The 16,700-nt window shown below is 67.0% G+C and carries 15 protein-coding genes; 3 read left to right on the top strand and 12 right to left on the bottom strand.

All coding sequences use genetic code 11. From position 1 onward, the window contains the following. Nucleotides 1–11: 11 nt before the first annotated feature. The 11 genes from KF759_RS08295 to KF759_RS08345 all read right to left on the bottom strand — a co-directional run bounded on the left by KF759_RS08295 (nucleotide 12) and on the right by KF759_RS08345 (nucleotide 11,505). Nucleotides 12–1,070: a DmsE family decaheme c-type cytochrome gene (locus KF759_RS08295; RefSeq protein WP_291224427.1), complete on the bottom strand. Its 1,059-nt coding sequence runs from the start codon at nucleotides 1,068–1,070 to the stop codon at nucleotides 12–14. Nucleotides 1,071–1,272: 202 nt separating this feature from the next. Next, nucleotides 1,273–1,740, bottom strand: a complete 468-nt coding sequence (gene ccmE / locus KF759_RS08300; RefSeq protein WP_291224429.1) for a cytochrome c maturation protein CcmE — start codon at nucleotides 1,738–1,740, stop codon at nucleotides 1,273–1,275. Further along, on the bottom strand, nucleotides 1,737–1,913 hold the full coding sequence (gene ccmD, locus KF759_RS08305) for a heme exporter protein CcmD (protein WP_291224431.1): 177 nt from the start codon (nucleotides 1,911–1,913) through the stop codon (nucleotides 1,737–1,739). Before ccmD ends, ccmE begins: the two co-directional genes overlap by 4 nt. A gap of 107 nt (nucleotides 1,914–2,020) precedes the next feature. Then, complete coding sequence (locus KF759_RS08310; protein WP_291224433.1) at nucleotides 2,021–2,773, bottom strand: heme ABC transporter permease; 753 nt, start codon at nucleotides 2,771–2,773, stop codon at nucleotides 2,021–2,023. Beyond that, nucleotides 2,770–3,453, bottom strand: coding sequence for a heme exporter protein CcmB (ccmB, locus tag KF759_RS08315; protein ID WP_291224434.1), 684 nt, complete (start codon nucleotides 3,451–3,453; stop codon nucleotides 2,770–2,772). The genes KF759_RS08310 and ccmB overlap by 4 nt, the downstream gene beginning before the upstream one ends. Beyond that, nucleotides 3,450–4,142, bottom strand: coding sequence for a heme ABC exporter ATP-binding protein CcmA (gene ccmA / locus KF759_RS08320; protein WP_291224436.1), 693 nt, complete (start codon nucleotides 4,140–4,142; stop codon nucleotides 3,450–3,452). Before ccmA ends, ccmB begins: the two co-directional genes overlap by 4 nt. Nucleotides 4,143–4,289: 147 nt before the next feature. Further along, nucleotides 4,290–5,783: a hypothetical protein gene (locus tag KF759_RS08325; RefSeq protein ID WP_291224438.1), complete on the bottom strand. Its 1,494-nt coding sequence runs from the start codon at nucleotides 5,781–5,783 to the stop codon at nucleotides 4,290–4,292. Between the two features lie 101 nt (nucleotides 5,784–5,884). After that, entirely contained in the window at nucleotides 5,885–6,439 is a 555-nt protein-coding gene (locus KF759_RS08330) for an ECF-type sigma factor (RefSeq protein WP_291224440.1), read from the bottom strand. Between the two features lie 62 nt (nucleotides 6,440–6,501). Beyond that, nucleotides 6,502–9,396, bottom strand: coding sequence for a serine/threonine-protein kinase (locus KF759_RS08335; protein ID WP_291224442.1), 2,895 nt, complete (start codon nucleotides 9,394–9,396; stop codon nucleotides 6,502–6,504). Between the two features lie 14 nt (nucleotides 9,397–9,410). Then, nucleotides 9,411–10,793 carry an NAD(P)/FAD-dependent oxidoreductase gene (locus KF759_RS08340; protein WP_291224444.1) on the bottom strand — a complete coding sequence of 461 codons (1,383 nt, stop codon included), beginning with the start codon at nucleotides 10,791–10,793 and terminating at the stop codon, nucleotides 9,411–9,413. A gap of 46 nt (nucleotides 10,794–10,839) precedes the next feature. Then, nucleotides 10,840–11,505, bottom strand: coding sequence for a class I SAM-dependent methyltransferase (locus tag KF759_RS08345; RefSeq protein WP_291224446.1), 666 nt, complete (start codon nucleotides 11,503–11,505; stop codon nucleotides 10,840–10,842). 130 nt (nucleotides 11,506–11,635) lie between these two features. On the opposite strand from KF759_RS08345, the gene KF759_RS08350 reads away from it, so the two are divergent. Further along, on the top strand, nucleotides 11,636–12,124 hold the full coding sequence (locus KF759_RS08350; RefSeq protein WP_291224448.1) for a peptidylprolyl isomerase: 489 nt from the start codon (nucleotides 11,636–11,638) through the stop codon (nucleotides 12,122–12,124). A gap of 59 nt (nucleotides 12,125–12,183) precedes the next feature. Next, nucleotides 12,184–13,923 carry a glycosyltransferase family 39 protein gene (locus KF759_RS08355; protein ID WP_291224450.1) on the top strand — a complete coding sequence of 580 codons (1,740 nt, stop codon included), beginning with the start codon at nucleotides 12,184–12,186 and terminating at the stop codon, nucleotides 13,921–13,923. Between the two features lie 153 nt (nucleotides 13,924–14,076). Here KF759_RS08355 and KF759_RS08360 read toward each other — a convergent pair whose 3' ends face one another. Beyond that, nucleotides 14,077–15,312 carry an RCC1 domain-containing protein gene (locus tag KF759_RS08360; protein WP_291224452.1) on the bottom strand — a complete coding sequence of 412 codons (1,236 nt, stop codon included), beginning with the start codon at nucleotides 15,310–15,312 and terminating at the stop codon, nucleotides 14,077–14,079. A 643-nt stretch (nucleotides 15,313–15,955) separates the two neighbouring features. Between KF759_RS08360 and KF759_RS08365 the strand changes: the two genes are divergently transcribed. Beyond that, nucleotides 15,956–16,630: a YceH family protein gene (locus KF759_RS08365; RefSeq protein ID WP_291224454.1), complete on the top strand. Its 675-nt coding sequence runs from the start codon at nucleotides 15,956–15,958 to the stop codon at nucleotides 16,628–16,630. Nucleotides 16,631–16,700: the final 70 nt, after the last annotated feature.

A 16,700-nucleotide genomic window follows, 5' to 3' on the forward strand; every position in this document is an offset into this window, starting at 1 on the left:
GGCCTCCTTCCTCATTCGTGGAAACGCGGGCCCGAAGGCGCGTTCGAGCCGTGGATGTTGGCGTGGCAGGTGAGGCAGCCGCGCCCCATCACGCGTTCGTCCGGATGCGCACCGGTAGCCAGCGATTGCGCGGTGTGCAGATCGTTGGGATGGCGCTGGCCGGTGTGGCACTGCTGGCACAGGAAGGGGATCGGCGCGACCAGCAGCGTGTTCTGGTTGGAACCATGCGGCGTGTGGCAGTTGAGACAGCTTTCGCGCACCGGGGCGTGCTCGAACAGGAACGGGCCACGCTTTTCCGCATGGCATTGGTAGCAGGTCTCGTTGACGGTGTTGGTCTTCAGTAACGGCGAAGTGATCGAGCCGTGCGGGTTGTGGCAGTCGACGCAACTCATCTGTCCTTCGGGCAAGGGCATGTGCGAGCGGCGGTTGAACTGAATGCGAATGTCCTTGTGGCACTGCGCGCAGGTGTCGTTGATCGAGGCTTTGGCGAGCAGGCCTTCCGCCGAGAAATTGGCCATTGGATTGTGGCAATCGCTGCAGGAAAGGTCGTTGCGTTGATGCACCGAGCCGGACCAGTGGTCACGCGGCCCCCCTTTGTGACAGGCGAGACACGTTCGTGTCTGGACCTCGACCGGCGTACCCGATGCCTTGGTGAAGCCGATGATGAGGCCGGGGGTTTGCGGCGACTGTGCGTGTGCGGAACCCGGCCCGTGGCAGGTTTCACAAACCGGGATCGATGCATCGGCCTTGTTGGCGGCGTGCAAACCCAGTGCATGCAAGGTATGGGTGAAATGGTCGGCCTCGAGTTGATGGCAGGCGATGCACGAGCCTTCGCCGATGGCGTGCGCATCGGGAGCCTGCGGATTGCCGGCTACGCGCGCCCGCGCAAATCCCGGTGCCGCCAGCAGACGGGTCCGGCTGGCCTGCACTTCTTCGCCGGTCAGGGTCGATGAGGGCAGCGTGCGCGCCAACGCGTCACGGCTCTGCTGGGCCTGTGCAGATGCGCTTGCAAGCCACAACGAAACTGCCGTCAGCAACGGCAACAGCGAACTTCGCAGCGCGGTGGTCATGCGCTTCTCCCGATGGGTGGCTATCCGCGCACATCGGCAGCTGATCCCGCTGTTCGCCGTCGACGGTCGGTGCAGATTCTTGCGCGGACTGGCTTGCGAGGCCCGACTATGCGCCGCGGGGTGCGGGAACACAAGGCCACGCGCAACACCGGTGACGCTCGCTGTACGAGCGCATCAGGTGACCGGAAACACCACGGCTGTGCTATTGCTCGCGCTCGGGTGCCGCGCCGGCGAGCGGCGCTTGCGCGTGCTTGGCCTTGTCGATCGCGTCGTGGACCTCGGGTGGCATGTAGGTTTCGTCATGCTTGGCGAGAATCTGGGTGGCGGCGAAATGATCGCCCTGCATCTTGCCGGTGGCGACGATGCTTTGGCCTTCGCGGAACAGATCGGGCAGGATGCCGGTGTATTGCACCGGCATTTCCTTGAAGCGATCGGTGACGATGAAGTCGACGCGCAATGAATCGCTGGCGCGCTTGACCGAGTTCTCGAGCACCACGCCGCCGAGGCGGAAGGTCGCATCCGCTGGCACATGGCCGGCGTGCACTTCGCTCGGCGAATACAGGTAGTTGGTGTTCTCGCCGAGCGTGAGCGCAATCAGGGTCGCGGCCACGGCCACCGCGGCGAGTACCAGCGAGACGATGATGAGTCGTCGCTTGCGAGTCGGCGTCATGGCGTATTCCTGCTGCGCGCGGCACTGCGGCGCATGCGATCACGCACCTGGGCAAGCTGGCGCCGCTGCTGCGCGCGCGCCGACCACAGCTCCACTGCCATCACCGTCAGGAACACGGCCAGGGAAGCCCACACATAGCTCCCGTAACCGCCCATTTCGAAGAATTCGCGCATCGTCGTTTGCTGTCCGTTGAACCCTGGGTCACACCGCGCCGGGAAGCATCAATGATACCTGCCTGCCGCAGCGCGCGCGTGAATCAAGACAACGCGTGCCGCAGTGTTCAGGACGCGTCATCCTGCGCAAGCTTGCGCACCCAGTCCTTGCCGGCATCGAGTTCGATCAGGCCGGCGCGCGCGCGGGCGAGCACGCTGGCGAAAAACCAGATGTGGGTGGCCAACGCCATCAGCAACAAGGGCCACAGCATCGAGGCGTCGATCTTCGACGGCCCGAACAGGCGCACGGTCGAGCCCTGATGCAAGGTGTTCCACCAGTTCACCGAGAAGTGCACGATCGGCAGGTTGACCACGCCGACCAGGGCGAGGAACGAGGCCGCGCGCGCGGCCTGGCGACGATCCTCGATCGCGTTGTGCAGGCCGATCACGCCGAAATACAGGAACAGCAGGAACAGCTCGGACGTCAGGCGCGCGTCCCAGGTCCACCAGGTACCCCACATCGGCTTGCCCCACAGCGAGCCGGTGACAAGCGTGACGAAGGTGAACGCCGCGCCGACCGGGGCGCTGGCCATCGCCAGCACCTCGTTGAGCTTGATGCGCCAGACCAGCGCAATGAAGGCATTGACGGCCATGAAGGCGTAGGCGAACAGGCCCATCCACGCGCAGGGCACATGGACGAAGATGATGCGATAGGCATCACCTTGCTGGTAATCGCGCGGGGCGAGCACGAAGCCGCCGTAGAGCCCGATCGCGCCGAGCGCGAGTGCGAGCGCAAGGCACCATGGTTCGACGCGGGTGGCGATGCGGTGGAAGGTCGGCGGCGAGCCGAGCTTGTGGAACCAGTAGGTGAGCGTGTTCATGAGGTCGAAATCCGCAGCGCCGCAGCGCAGGCCAGCGGCGCGAGCACCAGCGCAAGCACGAGCCCGGCGGCGAGCCACAGCAGCGGCGCGAGGTAGGGAAGGCCCATTTGCGCGGCGTTGCAGGCGCCGGCGCCGAAGATCAACACCGGCACGTACAAGGGCAGCACGAGCAGCGCGAGCAGCATACCAGAGCGTTGCATGCCCACGGTCAACGCCACGCACACCGCGCCGATCAGGCTCAGCAGCGGCGTGGTCAGCAGCAGCGCCAGCGGCAGCAGGCCACGCAAGGCCGGATCGAGGAACAGCAGTTCACCCAGCAGCGGCGAGAGCGCGATCAGCGGCAGTGCGGTGGTCAGCCAGTGCACCGCGATCTTGCAGGCCAGCAGCAGCGCCAGTGGATGCGGCGAGACCACCAGTTGCTCGAGCGAGCCGTCCTCGTAATCGCCGCGAAACAGCGTGTCGAGCGCGAGCAGGCCCGCGAGCAAGGTGGCGACGAAAATCACGCCCACCGCGATCGGCCGCAGCTCCTGTACTTGCGCACCAATCGCCAGCGGAAACAGCGCGACCACGATCGTTGCGAACAGCAGCGGCGTGAGCGCATCACCGCGGCGGCGCCAGACCAGCAGCAGGTCGCGGCGCAGCAGCGCAGCGCAGGCCGCGCTCGTCGAGCCCGGCCTCATCGCGTGTGCTCCACGATCGAGTCGTCTTGCGATTCGGCGCCGGCAGGATCAGGCCGCAGCGCGATGCGCCGTGGCGTGCCCGAGGTATAGGCATAGGCGCCGTGCGAGGTGATCAGCGCCGCGCCGCCTTCATGTGCGTGGCGTTCGAGCAGGCGGTTGACCAGTTCGATGCCGCTGCGGTCGAGGTTGGCGTAGGGCTCATCGAGCAACCACAGGCCCACCGGAGCGAGCAGCACGCGGGCCAGCGCCACACGTTTCTTCTGGCCTGCCGACAACTGCCGGACCGGCGCTTCGCCGAAACCGTCGAGTCCGACCGCGGCCAATGCCGATACCGGCGACAGGCCGCGGCGCTGGCCGTGCAGGCCCGCAGCGAACCGCAGGTTCTCCAGCGCAGTGAGATCGTGCTTGAGGCCGCCCTGATGCGAGAGCAGCGCGAGCTGCGGCGACAGCCGCGCCAGCGTGAGCGGTTCGCCGTTGAGGAAGATCTCGCCCTGGCTGGGCGCGAGCAGGCCGGCCAGCACGCGCAGCAGCGTGGTCTTGCCGGCGCCGTTGTCACCTTCCATGAGCACGACCTCGCCCGCATGCAGCGCGAAATCGAGCGGACCGAAGATCGGCTCCTCGTTGCGGGAAAAGCTCAAGCCACGGGCTGCGAGCAGGGGTGGACGGTCGTGGGCCGCGGGATCGTTCATGCGGCGCGCATGCTAGCAGGTGGCCGATCCACCCGGCTGAGGACGGCGCTGCAGCGTGCACCCGGTTGCATCCACCAGGCCTTGCCTGCGCGTCAATCGCGCCACATGCCCGCGCGTCCCTGCGCAGGCTTTTGCAGGTGCATCGCCTTATTCGTAGCCGTTGGCGAAGATCACGTCAGAGGACTGCAGGCGCGTGATCACGCCATCGAAGTCATAGTCGCTGTCGATGCTGTAGGTCGCGCTACCGAGCAGCACGGGCTGCGGGCCGTCGAACAGCACGCGCGTGAAGACGGTTTCATAACTGAGAGTGCTCACGGTGTAGGGCGCGCTGAAGAACCAGAACCCATTGCCGCCACCGAAGTCGAGGTCCGGGCTGCCGTCAGGATGCAGGCGCGTCACCAGCCCATTGGCGTACGGCGCGGCACTGCCGTCGATGGCGTTGCCTGCGCCCGAGAGGGCGCTGATGCCATCACGCATTTGCGCAGTCGAAAACCCCACCAGCCAGGAGCGCCCGCTGGCGTCGACGGCGGCTGAACCAGCGATCGAGTCGGTAATGTCGCCGACGTAGACGTTTGGATTGCCGGGCAAGTTGCTGCCGATGAAAGTCGAATCCCAGTCCAGGTCGGAGTATTGGTTCATGCTGTTGGCGGTGGCGATGATGCGCGTCGCGGCGAACCTGCCGCCCGAGGCGCCGACCAGCAGGATCGTGGTTGGATTGACCAGAACGGCATCGGCAAGGTCGTCGAGCAATCCATTCGGTCCCGACGAATCGATGGCGAATCGGCGCGAGCCGGCGAAACCGGACCATTGCTCACCCATGGGCGTGAGGATCCGCGCGGCGAAGTCGTGGTCGGAGTCCGAAACCATGCTGGTGCCCGTGATCACGTAGTGCCCGCTGGCGATCTTGAGGATGCGCCTGCCGGTGGCGGGCTCGCCCGCGATGAAGGTGTCCGTTGAACCCAGATGACCGCCCTGGCCGTCGCTGATGGTGCCGAAGCTGCTGTCGATCGAGCCGTTCTCGTTGAGGCGCAGCACCGCCCAGCGGCTGGTGGAGTTTTGTGGCGTGGTGGAGCCGGCGATGACGATGCGGCCATCGGTTTCGGCAAGGACGGACGCGGGAAAATCGTCGAAGGCGACTGTCGGCACGTCGAATCCGACTGCCGTACCGCCATCCCCGGCGAAGCTGGTGTCGTCACTGCCGTCGGCATTGAAGCGCACGACGCCGAAGTCGCCCAGTCCGCCCTGACCGGGCGTGGTGCCGATGACGATGATGCGGCCTTGCGCATCGACCGTCATGTCGGTGACCGAGGTGAGCCAGGCATCCTTGATGACCTTGCCATTGGTGCCGAAACTGATGACGAAATTGCCGTTGTGATCGAGACGGAACAAGCCGATGCGCTTGCCGGTTCCGCCATTGGCAGCGCCGCCGGGGAGTTTTGCCGCGACCACATAGCCACCATCGGCCGTGCGCGCGTGGGCTACGCCGTATTCATGTTGGCTGCCGCTGCCCGACTCGAACAGGCGCTGCCAGTGCCCGGTTCCGGCGAAACCCTGGTCGATGTCGGTATCGGCGGCGATGGCAGCAGCGGACGGAATGAAGGACAGGCCGATGGTCGCGAGGATCAGATACCGATGAAACATGCGTGCGCTCCGATGGGGTGTGCATCGGAGTACGCAAAGGCGCGCGGAATCGGGACATGCACGCGATCGGGGGGGCTGGATCCGGGCGCGTCCGGGCGGCGTCAGCGCGCGCTGCCCATGTTCGCGGCAAGCACGCGCCGCGCAGCCTCCCAATCGCGCTTGATGGTGCGTTCGTTGAGGCCCTCGAGTTCACCGATTGCACCGAAGGTCAGACCGGCGAAGAAATGCAGCTGCACCACGCGCGCAGCGCGCTGGTCGATTTGTTCGAGGTGGCCAAGAGCCTGATCGAGAGCCAGCACCTCGATGACTTCTGCCGGCGTGTCCGGCAGGTCATTGTCGAGCGTGACCTGCAGCTGCGCGCCGCCGCGCTTGCTGGCGCCGATGGCACGTGCGTGGTCGACCAGCACCTGGCGCATCGCGCGCGCCGCCAGCGCCATGAAATGCTGGCGGCTTTCGAGCTTGAGCGATTGTGCGGAGACCAGCTTGAGATAGGTCTCGTTGACCAGTGCCGTGGTCGACAGCGTTCTTTCCCCGCCACCGAGTTGGCGGTGGGCGCAGCGCCGCAGCTCGTCCATCAATGCAATGAAGATGCAATCGCGCGCATCGTCCCGTCCGGCGGCGACGGCGTCGAGCAGTTGGGTCACGCTTTCTGCCATGGGCGGGCCTGCACGGGATTGCCGCGATCCTACCATTTCGCCCCGACCGGCCGGCTCGTGTTCTAGCGCCGCTCCAGTTCGCGGCGCAGCAGCGGCTCGGGCGCCGGCATCTTTGCCACCAGCGCACGGGCGAGAGCGCGTTCGCGCCGTTCGCCGGAGGCATCGTGTCGCGCCGCGGCGATGCGCGCGAGCAGGACATGACTGACCACTTGCCCGGTCGGGTCGTCGCTTTGAGCTTGCGTTTGCTGCGCAAGCGCCGATTGCGCGGTTGCCAGCGCTTCGTCGATGCGTCCGAGCCCGAGCAAGGCATCGGCGCGCACCGCGCGCGCGGCGGGCAGGCGCGCTTCGTTGGCGCTGAGCGTCGTGAGTGCGTCGATGCTGCGGTCGATTTCGCGCAGGGCGTCTGCAGGCCGGCCGGCGCGCGCGAGCAGGTTGGCATAGGCCAGCCGCACATAGGCGCCTTCGCGTGGTGGCGCATGGCCGGCGTCGACAATCGCGGTCGCGCGTGCCGAGAACTCCAATGCCCGATCAAGCTGTCCGCGCCGGAACTGCAATTGCGCCATCGAATTCAGATCGCTCATCACCAGCGGATGCTGTTCGCCCACCATCTTGAGGTGGACGGCAAGGGCGTGATCGATGAGCGGAGCGGCTTCGTCGTAGCGGCCCAGCTGCATCAATATCGCTGCCAATACGTTGGCGGTGGTGGCCGCTGGCGGCGTATCGCTTTGGCCCAGCTTGCGGTAAATCGCGACCGCTTCCTGCAGAAACGGTTCGGCCTGCGCAGGCTGGTGTCGGGAAAACTCGATCAGGCCCCGCGAATTGAGTGAGTTGGCGAGCAGGTTGTGCTGATTTCCGAACACTTTGCGCTGAATCCCGATGGCTTCATCCAGGCAGGCCCGCGCTTCGTCGATGCGGCCCTGCGAACGCAGGACGGAGGCAAGGACCTGCAGGGTTTCGGCAACCGCCGGATGCTCCTTGCCGAGGCGCTCGCGACGGATCTGCAGTGCCTGGCGCAACGCGGCTTCGGCCTGGCTTGCCCGACCCTTCATGGCCAAGGCGCCGCCGTAGTCGTTGAGCATGAGCGCAACCCGGGTGTCGCCGGGACCATGAACCGCGCGGGCGTCGGCGAGCGCATGCTCGAAGGCTTTGGTCGCGTCGTCGAAACGCGCCTGGCGGGTCAGAAGCAGCGCCTCGATCTGGCGGTCGCGCGCCTGCTCGGCGCGTGCCGCGTCACCGCGTTGAAGATCGATCGTGAGCGCAGAGCGCGCATCGGCAAGTGCCTCGTCGAAGCGGCCCTGCCTTTCGCGCAACTGTGCACGCTCGACCAGGCTGCGGGCGTGCAGCGCAGGTTCGACCGGCGCGGCGATCGCCGCCAGCAGTTGCTCGGCCTGATCGAGATGGTCGAGTTCGCGCTCGACCGCGGACAGTTCCAAGGTCGCCTCGATCGCTGCGCTCGGCGCCAGCCCGGTGAGCGTCGAACGGGCATCGCCGAGCAGGCGCGCAGCCTGCGCGTACTGGCCGAGCTGTGCGTAGAGCTTGCCCAGGGTGAGCTGCATCTCACCGCGCAGGCGTGGCTGGTCGGCCAGTTCGTTGGCGATGCGCTGGTTGCCGTGGTCGAGCAACTCGCGTGCGGTGACTTCATGACCGGCGGCGGCATCGGGTGCGGACGATTCGAACACGCTGACGAGGAAGGATTGCGCCGAACGTGCCAGGCGGGCTTCGCGCTCGGCCTCGCGCGCTTGCCACAACGCGGTGGCGCTGCCGGCGATGATCGCCAGCACCGCCACCGCGCCGGCACTGCAGGTGAGGCGGTGGCGACCGACGAAACGGCGCAGGCGATAGATCGCGCTGTCGGCGCGGGCACTGATCGGCATGCCCGCGCGCCAGGCACGCACATCGGCGCACAGCGCCTGCACGGTGGCATAGCGGCGCGCGGGCTCGGGGTCGGTGGCGCGGCTGATGATGATCGAGGGATCACCACGCAACTGCGCGGCCGGCACGCGCGCGCGGGTATTGGCATCGGCGTCTTGCCAGGCACGCATGAGGCGGCTGGATACCGCGCCATTGGCACGCGATGGGTCGTGACGCACGCCGGTGAGCAGTTCGAACAGCAAGGCGCCGAGCTGGTAGATGTCGGTGGCCGTGGTGGTGGCGGCGCCTGCGATCTGCTCGGGTGCCGCATAGGCGCGTGAGACGAAGCGATTCCGGGTCATCGTCAACGCGGCATCGTCGCCATCCTCGAGCAAGCGCGCGATGCCGAAATCGAGCAGCCGCACGTGACCGTTGGCATCGACCATCAGGTTTTCAGGCTTGATGTCGCAATGCACGACGAGGTGCTGGTGCGCATGCGCGAGCGCATCACCGAGGTCGAGAAACAGCGTGATGCGCGCGTCCAGATCCGCCTGCGGGCCTGCCAGCCATTCGCGCAGGCCTTGGCCGGCGACGTACTCCATGACGAAGTACGGTTGGCCGTCATCGCTGATGCCGCCATCGAGCAGGTGCGCGATGTGGGGATGTTCGAGCTGCGAAAGGATCTGTCGCTCGCGGCGAAAGCGCGCCAGCACGGCCGCCGAATCCATGCCGCGCTTGATCAGCTTGAGCGCACCGCGCTGGGTGAAATCGTCGCCGCTGCGTTGGGCCAGGTGGACCGCGCCCATGCCGCCGTGGCCGAGCAGACGTTCGATCACCCAGTTGCCGATGCGCGTACCCGGTGCCAGCGGAGCGTCGCGCGGGTCGATTTGGGCAAAGCGCGTGGCAATGCTGGCGGCGTCGGTGTCGAGCAGGCTGGGCCGGTTGTCATCGAGCAGGCTGGATACCTGCGCCAGGAGTTGCATGTCCCCGCCACACTGTTGCGCCAGCCATGCGGCGCGCCCGGGCTCCTCGTGATCGAGCGCGGCACGCAGCAGTTCGAAGACGCGGCGTTGATGGGCAAGGTCGGACGCGGATGTGTCGTTCATCGTCAAGCCTTGGATCACGCGGCGGCGACGGGTGCCAGCCGCGCCTGCACCAGCGCATCGGCGTGGGTGAGGTCGATGGTCTCGAGATCGGCATGGCCATCGGCCAGCTCATGCAGCAGGGCGTCCTGAATGGCGCCGCGCGCGAATGCCTGCGCATAGGGCATGCGCGAGAAGGTCACCATCCAGTAACGCGGCACGAAGCGGTCGGGATGCCGGTCGGCGAGCACACGGCCAAGGTCGCGGCGCAGCAGGAAGGCCGGGTCGGCCACCGAGTCGCGCATCTCGACATAGTTTTCCAGCGCCATCGCCGCGATCGCGGCGGCATTGGGTCGACGCCGGCGCTCGAATTCGGAGAACGTCCAGTTCCGATCCTGGGCGTGTGCAGCGAACAGCTCGGCCAGCTCGACCGCATCCTCGAAGCCGCAATTCATGCCCTGGCCGTGGAACGGCACGATCGCATGCGCGGCATCGCCGAGCAGCAGGGCGCGGCGGTCCAGGTGCCAGCGGTCGAGGTAGAGCGTGGCCAGCGTGCCGATCGGATTGCCGGAAAAGTCCGCGTCGAAATCGGGCAGCAGGGACAACAGGTCGGCGAAGTCGCGCTCGAACAGCGCGCGCGCCGCAGCGGCCGTGTCCACTTGCGCGAAACTCGGCGTGCCCTGGTTGGGCAGGAACAGCGTGACCGTGAAATGGCCTTCGGCATTGGGCAGTGCAATGCACATGTAATTGCCGCGCGGCCAGATGTGCAGGGCGTTGGCCTCGATCGCGAAACGAGCCGCCCCTGCAGCCGCTTCGCGCGCGGGAATCTCCAGTTCCTTGTAGCCGTGGCCGAGTTCCTCGATGCGCTCGCCCAAGCCATGCGCCCGGTTCATCGCCGCGCGCAGCGCCGAGCCGGCGCCATCGCAGCCGAGCACGAAGGGTGCCTCGTGGGTGTGCGCCGCGCCGCTGGCCTCATCGATCAGCTGCAAGGTCGCGCCCTCGCCAAACTGCGCCTCGTGCAGGCGTTGACCGAAATGAAAACGCGCGCCGGCGCGTTCGGCAGCATCGATCAGGGCGATGTTGAGGCGGCCGCGGCTGAGCGACCAGATCACCTGGCTGTCGTCGCGCCCGTAGCGCAGCAGTTCGCAGTGCCCGTCGCGGTGGTGAACCATGCGTCCACGCATCATCACCGCCAGCCGCATGACTTCCTCACCCAGCCCCGCGAGGCGCAATCCGTGCAGGCCGCGCTCGGCCAGTGCCAGATTGATCGAGCGTCCGCCCGCATAGCCGGCCACGCGCGGATCGCGGCGGCGCTCGAACACCTCGACCGCGAAGCCGCGCTGCGCGAGCAGGCAGGCGAGCAGCGAGCCGACCAGGCCGCCGCCTATGATCGAGACCGGGCTGTGCATGGGATTGGGCATCGTGGCATTCCTCGCATGCGGGCGAGCATGCCGCAAAGTGCTCGTCTCATGCCAACGCGGGGCGGCGCGCGGTGATCGCAAAGCTGTTGAACGGTGTGCCCTGCCACAGCGGCTGCACGTTCGCGCTCAGGCCGGCAAGCTGCAGCGGCGCCTCGATTTCCTCGCGCTTCGGGAAGTACAACGCCGGGCTGGCAACCCAGCCGATCGCGTGGATGAAGCGCTCTTCCAGCCGCGTGAGCTGGAAGCGCCAGCCCGGCATGCGCAACACGCTGCGCACGATCAGGAGCGCACCGGGCGCAACGCGCGCGGCGGCTTCCTGCAGGAGCGTGGCTTGTTCCTCGCGCGGCAGGTAGTGCAGCACGTCGATCAGCGCGACATGCCCGGCAAACGCGGGCAGGGTCTGTGCACGTTCGTCGTCGAGCTGGAATTGCGCCAGGTCAGCGGCCGCCGTGCGCGCGGCAGCGATCTTGCCGGCATCGAAGTCGAGGCCGTGGTAGGCACCGTGCCAGCCACGCTCGCGCAGGTAGAAACCGAGCAAGCCCAGGCCGCAGCCGATGTCGAGCAGGGGCATCGAGTCGCTGCCGATCCAGGTCGCGGCAGCCGCATAGACCGGATCGTGACGCAACTTGCCGCGGGCGTAACCGGCATGGCTGCGGCGGCTGAAGCGGCTGGCGATGCGTTCGATTGCGGCGGCGTCATCGCGGCTGGGCATCGGTGTTCCGTCGTGGCAGGGGCGTGCAGCGTACCCGAGTCGTCCGCGCAGGCAAGGCCGATTGGCTGGTGGCGATGACGCGTTTGCCGTGGCCTGCTATGCTCGCGCGCTTTTTCATGCGGAGTGTGTCGTGAACGTCGAGGCCAACAAGGTCGTTTCCTTCCATTACAGCGTCAGCGATGGCGGCAGCGAGCCGGTCGATTCCTCACGCGAGCGCGGCGAGCCGCTGAGCGTGCTGATCGGCCACGGCAACATCATCGCGGGTCTGGAGCAGGCCCTGCTCGGCCACGGCGTGGGCGACACCTTCGAGGTCAGCGTCGAACCCGCGCAGGCCTACGGCGAGCGCCGCGCGAACTTCACCCAGCGCGTGCCCAAGAAGTACTTCCAGCAGGGCGAGCGCCTGCGGCCGGGTGACGTCACCGTATTGCACACGCGCGAGGCGGGCGCCCGCACCGTGGTCGTGCACAAGGTGGGTTCGAGCGTGATCGATGTCGATCTCAACCATCCGCTCGCCGGAAAGACACTGAAGTTCGATGTCGAGATCACCGACATCCGCGATGCCAGTGAAGAGGAAATCTCTCACGGTCACGCGCATGGCGCGGGTGGTCACGAGCATTGATCCGCGCTTGACGCCGATCGTGCGATGATCGGCGCCCCGCCTCGCTGGCACTGCCTGCCATGACCGGCCTGCCATCGCCCACCCTGCTCACGCCGCGCGAGCGCCGCGAACTGCTCTGGTTCCTGCTCGGCGCCCTGCTGCTGATCGGCGCCGGCATCGGCCTGCGCGATCCCTGGCCCGCAGACGAGCCACGCTTCGTGCTGGTTGCGCGGCAGATGATCGAATCAGGCAACTGGCTGTTCCCGCAGCGCGGCATCGAGCTGTATTCGGACAAGCCGCCGCTGCTGTTCTGGCTGATCGCCGGCGCGTACGAACTGCTGCGCTCCTGGCGCATCGCCTTCCTGCTGCCGTCCCTGCTGGCGAGCCTGGCCACGCTCGCCCTGGTGTGGGATCTGGGCCGGCGCCTGTGGAACCATCGCGCCGGCCTGTACAGCGCGATCGCGGTGCTGTTCGTGCTGCAGTTCATGTACCAGGCCAAGCGCGCGCAGATCGATCCGCTGGTCACCTGCTGGATCACGCTCGCCAACTGGGGCCTGCTGCTGCATTGCCTGCGTGGTCCGAACTGGCGTGCGTTCTGGCTCGGCTGTTTCGCCGCGGGACTGGGCGTGATTTCCAAGGGCGTGGGCGTGCTCGCGCTGCTCATGCTGTTGCCGTATGCCTACGCGCGCCTGCGCAACTGGCCGGGCGTGACGCACACCGCGCATTCGGCCTGGCGCTGGAGCCTTGGCGCGCTCGCCTTCCTTGCGCCGATCCTTGCCTGGGGCGGCGCGGTGCTGATTGCGGCGCATCTGCACGGCGCACCCGAATACGCCGCCTATGTCGATGACCTGTTCCTGCGCCAGACCGCCAAGCGCTACGCGGCTTCGTGGGCGCATGTGCAGCCGTTCTGGTACTTCCTGCCGGTGATCGTGTTCAACTGGTTTCCGCTCTCGCTCGCCTACCCGGCGCTGCTGCCGCGCTGGTGGCGCGATCTGCGCGCGCACGAACCGCGCGTGATGCTGCCGCTGGTGTGGGCCTTGCTGCTGCTGGTGTTCTTCAGCATTCCCAGCGGCAAGCGTGATGTGTACCTGATGCCGGCGCTGCCAATGCTTGCGCTGGCAATGGCGCCGCATTGGCCGGAAATCCTGCGCCTGCGCTGGCTGCGCGTGAGCGCCTTCGCGCTGGCGCTGACCCTTGGCCTGCTCATGCTGGGAGTGGGCGCATGGGCTGCGCTAGGCCAAAGCTCGCGCTTCCAGGCCGTGCTTGCGCAACGCGATCTTGCCGACCTTGGCGCCGCGGTGTGGGGCATGTTCGTCGCGATCGGGGCGCTGTTCGTGGTGGCCGCCGTCATCCTCAGGCCACGTCGCGGCGTGGCGGCGCTGCTCACGGGACTTGTCGGTCTGTGGCTGGTGTGGAGCCTGTGGGCGACGCCCCTGCTCGATGCATCGAGTTCGGGCGCGGCGATCATGCAGCGTGCGCGGTCGCTGGCCGGAACCGGCACCGAAATCGGCCTCGTCGCCTGGAAGGAACAGAACCTGCTGATGGCGCAAGGCCCGGTGCGCGATTTCGGTTTCCGCGCGCCGTGGACGACCCAGTTTGAACGTGCCACGCACTGGCTCGCCGAGGACCCCGCGCATCGGCGCATCTTCATGCTTGAGCAGGCCATGCGCGAGATGGGCGCGTGCATCGATGCCAGCAAGGCCGTGCGCGTGGGCCACGCCAATCGTCGCGAATGGTGGCTGCTCGGCAGCGATGCGCTGGTGCCCGGCTGCACGCCCGGGGTCAAGGACGCAGGCATCGATGACGATGCCGAGCCCTGAGCCCCCGCTCAACGCGTCGTCATCCTGACGACGGCTGAAGAAAAACGGGCAGTGTATTTTTCTTGCAGCCGGCGAGGACGGACGCGGCGCATGCGTTGACCGGGCGTGTGCCCGGATCGATGCGGCAGCCGATGAAACAGCCCGCCGCTGCGCTCATTCGAATCCGTTCGTGAACACGGTTTCCGAGCTGAGCACGAACACCGGCACGGCGCTGTCGGTGTTGCTGTCATTGCCGAGCTGGCCGTATGCGTTCGATCCCCAGCACAGCACGCGGCCTGCACCGATCACGGCGCAGCTGTGATCCCAGCCGACACCGATCGCCAGCGCGCCGCTGGTGAGCCCGTTGACGTTGACGGGTACGGGGCTGTCGGAATTCGATCCGTTGCCGAGCTGGCCCCAACTGTTGCCGCCCCAGCATTTGACACCACCGCTGCCGGTGCGCGCGCAGCTGTGGGCGTAGCCGGCGGCGATCGAGACGGTGCCGCTGCCGAGGCCGCTGACGTTCACCGGGACGTGGCGTTCGGTCTGGCTGTTGTCGCCGAGTTGCCCGTTGTCATTCGCGCCCCAGCATTTCGCGGCGCCGCCGCTGGTGATTGCGCAGGTATGAAAGCGGCCGGCGCTGATCGCGATCACGCCGCTGGCCAGGCCGCTGACATCGACCGGGGTGTGCTGCTCGATGGTTGAATTGTTGCCGAGCTGTCCGAAATCGTTGTTGCCCCAGCACTTCACGCCGCCGCCGCTGGTCAGTGCGCAGCTGTGTTCGCCGCCGGTTGCGATCGCCTGCACGCCACTGGCAAGGCCGCTGACCTGCACCGGCGCCAGACGCTGGGTGTCGGAACCATCGCCCAGCTGGCCGAAGCCGTTGGAGCCCCAGCACTTCACGCCGCCGTTGACCAATGCGCAGCTGTGGATCATGCCGGTGGCGATCGCCTGCACACCGCTGCCGAGACCGATCACCGGCGTCGGCAGGTCGCGGTCGGTATCCGTACCGTCGCCGACCTGACCGTGATAGTTGTAGGCCCAGCAGCGTGCCGCGCCGCTGCTGGTTGACGCGCAGGTGTGACTGCCCCCGGCGCCAGCCGATTGCGCATTGCCACCGAGGCCGATGACCCGCACCGCGGTCCAGCGCTCTTCGGAGGTTCCGTCGCCGACTTGCGCATAGACGTTGTCGCCCCAGCAGTACATCGCTCCGCTGCTGGCGACCGCGCAGGTATGTCCGGTTCCACCGACTACGCCGGCCATGCCCGTGATCGGCTCGGTCAGCGGGCCACCAAATGGCGAGCTGGCGTCGGCAACGCCACTCGCGCAGAACAGTGCCGCGGCGCCCGCGGCGACGGCAACTGCGTGGACGAGGTTCGGGTACGGGTGGAACTCGGACTTGCGTGTCATGGCAATGCTCCCCGTTGCAGTGGCGGACGCGCGCCGCCTGTCGAGCAGGAATCGCCGGCGCCTTCTGGAATTCAGTCGCATCCGGGTAACGCCCTTTCCGTCCGGATTGCGCCACCGATGCCTGCTGGATCTGGCCCGGAACAAGCTGCAGGAATGGGCGGCTCGGACTTCCCTGGGAATCATGCGTTTTTTCAAGGAGTTATCCGCAGGTAGACCCTGGCGATGCGCGCGCGGCGCGGGATGCTCCCGCGCGGCTTGCCAACCAAGCGAACCTGCGCCGTGCGCGGCGGCAAATCTGCCCAGGTGCTTGCATGCGTCGCAGGAAGGGGTGCGCGCGATGCGTGCTCGGACTTCTGGAAACGGGGTGGGAAAAGGGGAATAGCCGGGTGCTGAACAAGTCCATCCTGGACTTCTTCAGCTCGACGAGTCCGGTACATGCCCGGACTCGTCTCCGACGAATCAATCACTTGCGTGATCGATTCGCGTGCAGTGCCTCCCTGCACTGCGCTATCAGGCTGATGAAAATGGTTTTTGAGCAGCCTGATATGGGAGCCAGCTGTATTTTTTCGGGATGATTCACGAATATCTCCAGCGTCCAGCCGAAGAATGTGCCTGGCCCCATTTCCCACGCGAGGATTGCCCGATGGACGAAGCGTCGACTGAAATGCCCGCTGCGCCTCCGCTCGACCCGATCGAGGCGCGCATCCTCGGTTGTCTCATCGAGAAGGCTGCCACCACGCCCGAGGTCTATCCGCTCACGGTCAATGCACTGGTTGCCGCGTGCAACCAGAAGACCAGTCGTGAGCCGGTGATGCATCTGGAAACCGGCGCGGTCGCGCATGCGCTGCGCGTGCTCGAAGGCAAGGGCCTGGTGAAGGTGGCGCCGTCTTCGCAGCGCGCGCTGCGCTACGAGCATCGTTTCGAATCGCGCTGGAACGTCACCGCGCGTCAGCGTGCGGTGCTGTGCGTGATGTTGCTGCGCGGGCCGCAGACGCCTGCGGAACTCCTCACGCGCTGCGAGCGCCTCGCTGATTTCCACTCGCTCGATGCGGTGCGCGACACGCTCGAACATCTGCTGCAACGTGATGAGTCCTTGGTGACTTCCCTGCCGCTCGCGCATGGCCAGCGCGAGATCCGCTACATGCATCTGCTGGGTGGGCCGCTCGATCTGGAAGCGCTCGCCGCGGCCGGCCCGGTTGCGCATGAGGCCGCCACCGGCGGCCTGAGCGAGCGCGTTGCCGAGCTCGAAGCCGAGGTCGCAAGCCTGCGCAGCGAAGTGGAGTCCTTGCGTCAGCGTCTGGATGCGGTGGGCGCCTGAGACTGCGCGTGCCTGGGCGTCATGGCTTTCGGGATATGGGAATTGCGGGCCCGGCGCGCCAGACTCGGGC

Source organism: Dokdonella sp. (assembly GCF_019634815.1).
In the GTDB taxonomy this organism is placed as follows: domain Bacteria; phylum Pseudomonadota; class Gammaproteobacteria; order Xanthomonadales; family Rhodanobacteraceae; genus Dokdonella_A.

Bases quoted from the DNA above. Each gene is read 5' to 3' on its own strand.
- KF759_RS08330 (WP_291224440.1), bottom strand. From the start codon at position 6,439: ATGGCAGAAAGCGTGACCCAACTGCTCGACGCCGTCGCCGCCGGACGG.
- KF759_RS08360 (WP_291224452.1), bottom strand. From the start codon at position 15,312: ATGACACGCAAGTCCGAGTTCCACCCGTACCCGAACCTCGTCCACGCA.
- KF759_RS08335 (WP_291224442.1), bottom strand. From the start codon at position 9,396: ATGAACGACACATCCGCGTCCGACCTTGCCCATCAACGCCGCGTCTTC.
- KF759_RS08345 (WP_291224446.1), bottom strand. From the start codon at position 11,505: ATGCCCAGCCGCGATGACGCCGCCGCAATCGAACGCATCGCCAGCCGC.
- KF759_RS08355 (WP_291224450.1), top strand. From the start codon at position 12,184: ATGACCGGCCTGCCATCGCCCACCCTGCTCACGCCGCGCGAGCGCCGC.
- KF759_RS08310 (WP_291224433.1), bottom strand. From the start codon at position 2,773: ATGAACACGCTCACCTACTGGTTCCACAAGCTCGGCTCGCCGCCGACC.
- KF759_RS08340 (WP_291224444.1), bottom strand. From the start codon at position 10,793: ATGCCCAATCCCATGCACAGCCCGGTCTCGATCATAGGCGGCGGCCTG.
- ccmA (WP_291224436.1), bottom strand. From the start codon at position 4,142: ATGAACGATCCCGCGGCCCACGACCGTCCACCCCTGCTCGCAGCCCGT.
- KF759_RS08295 (WP_291224427.1), bottom strand. From the start codon at position 1,070: ATGACCACCGCGCTGCGAAGTTCGCTGTTGCCGTTGCTGACGGCAGTT.
- ccmD (WP_291224431.1), bottom strand. From the start codon at position 1,913: ATGCGCGAATTCTTCGAAATGGGCGGTTACGGGAGCTATGTGTGGGCT.
- ccmB (WP_291224434.1), bottom strand. From the start codon at position 3,453: ATGAGGCCGGGCTCGACGAGCGCGGCCTGCGCTGCGCTGCTGCGCCGC.
- KF759_RS08325 (WP_291224438.1), bottom strand. From the start codon at position 5,783: ATGTTTCATCGGTATCTGATCCTCGCGACCATCGGCCTGTCCTTCATT.
- ccmE (WP_291224429.1), bottom strand. From the start codon at position 1,740: ATGACGCCGACTCGCAAGCGACGACTCATCATCGTCTCGCTGGTACTC.
- KF759_RS08365 (WP_291224454.1), top strand. From the start codon at position 15,956: ATGGACGAAGCGTCGACTGAAATGCCCGCTGCGCCTCCGCTCGACCCG.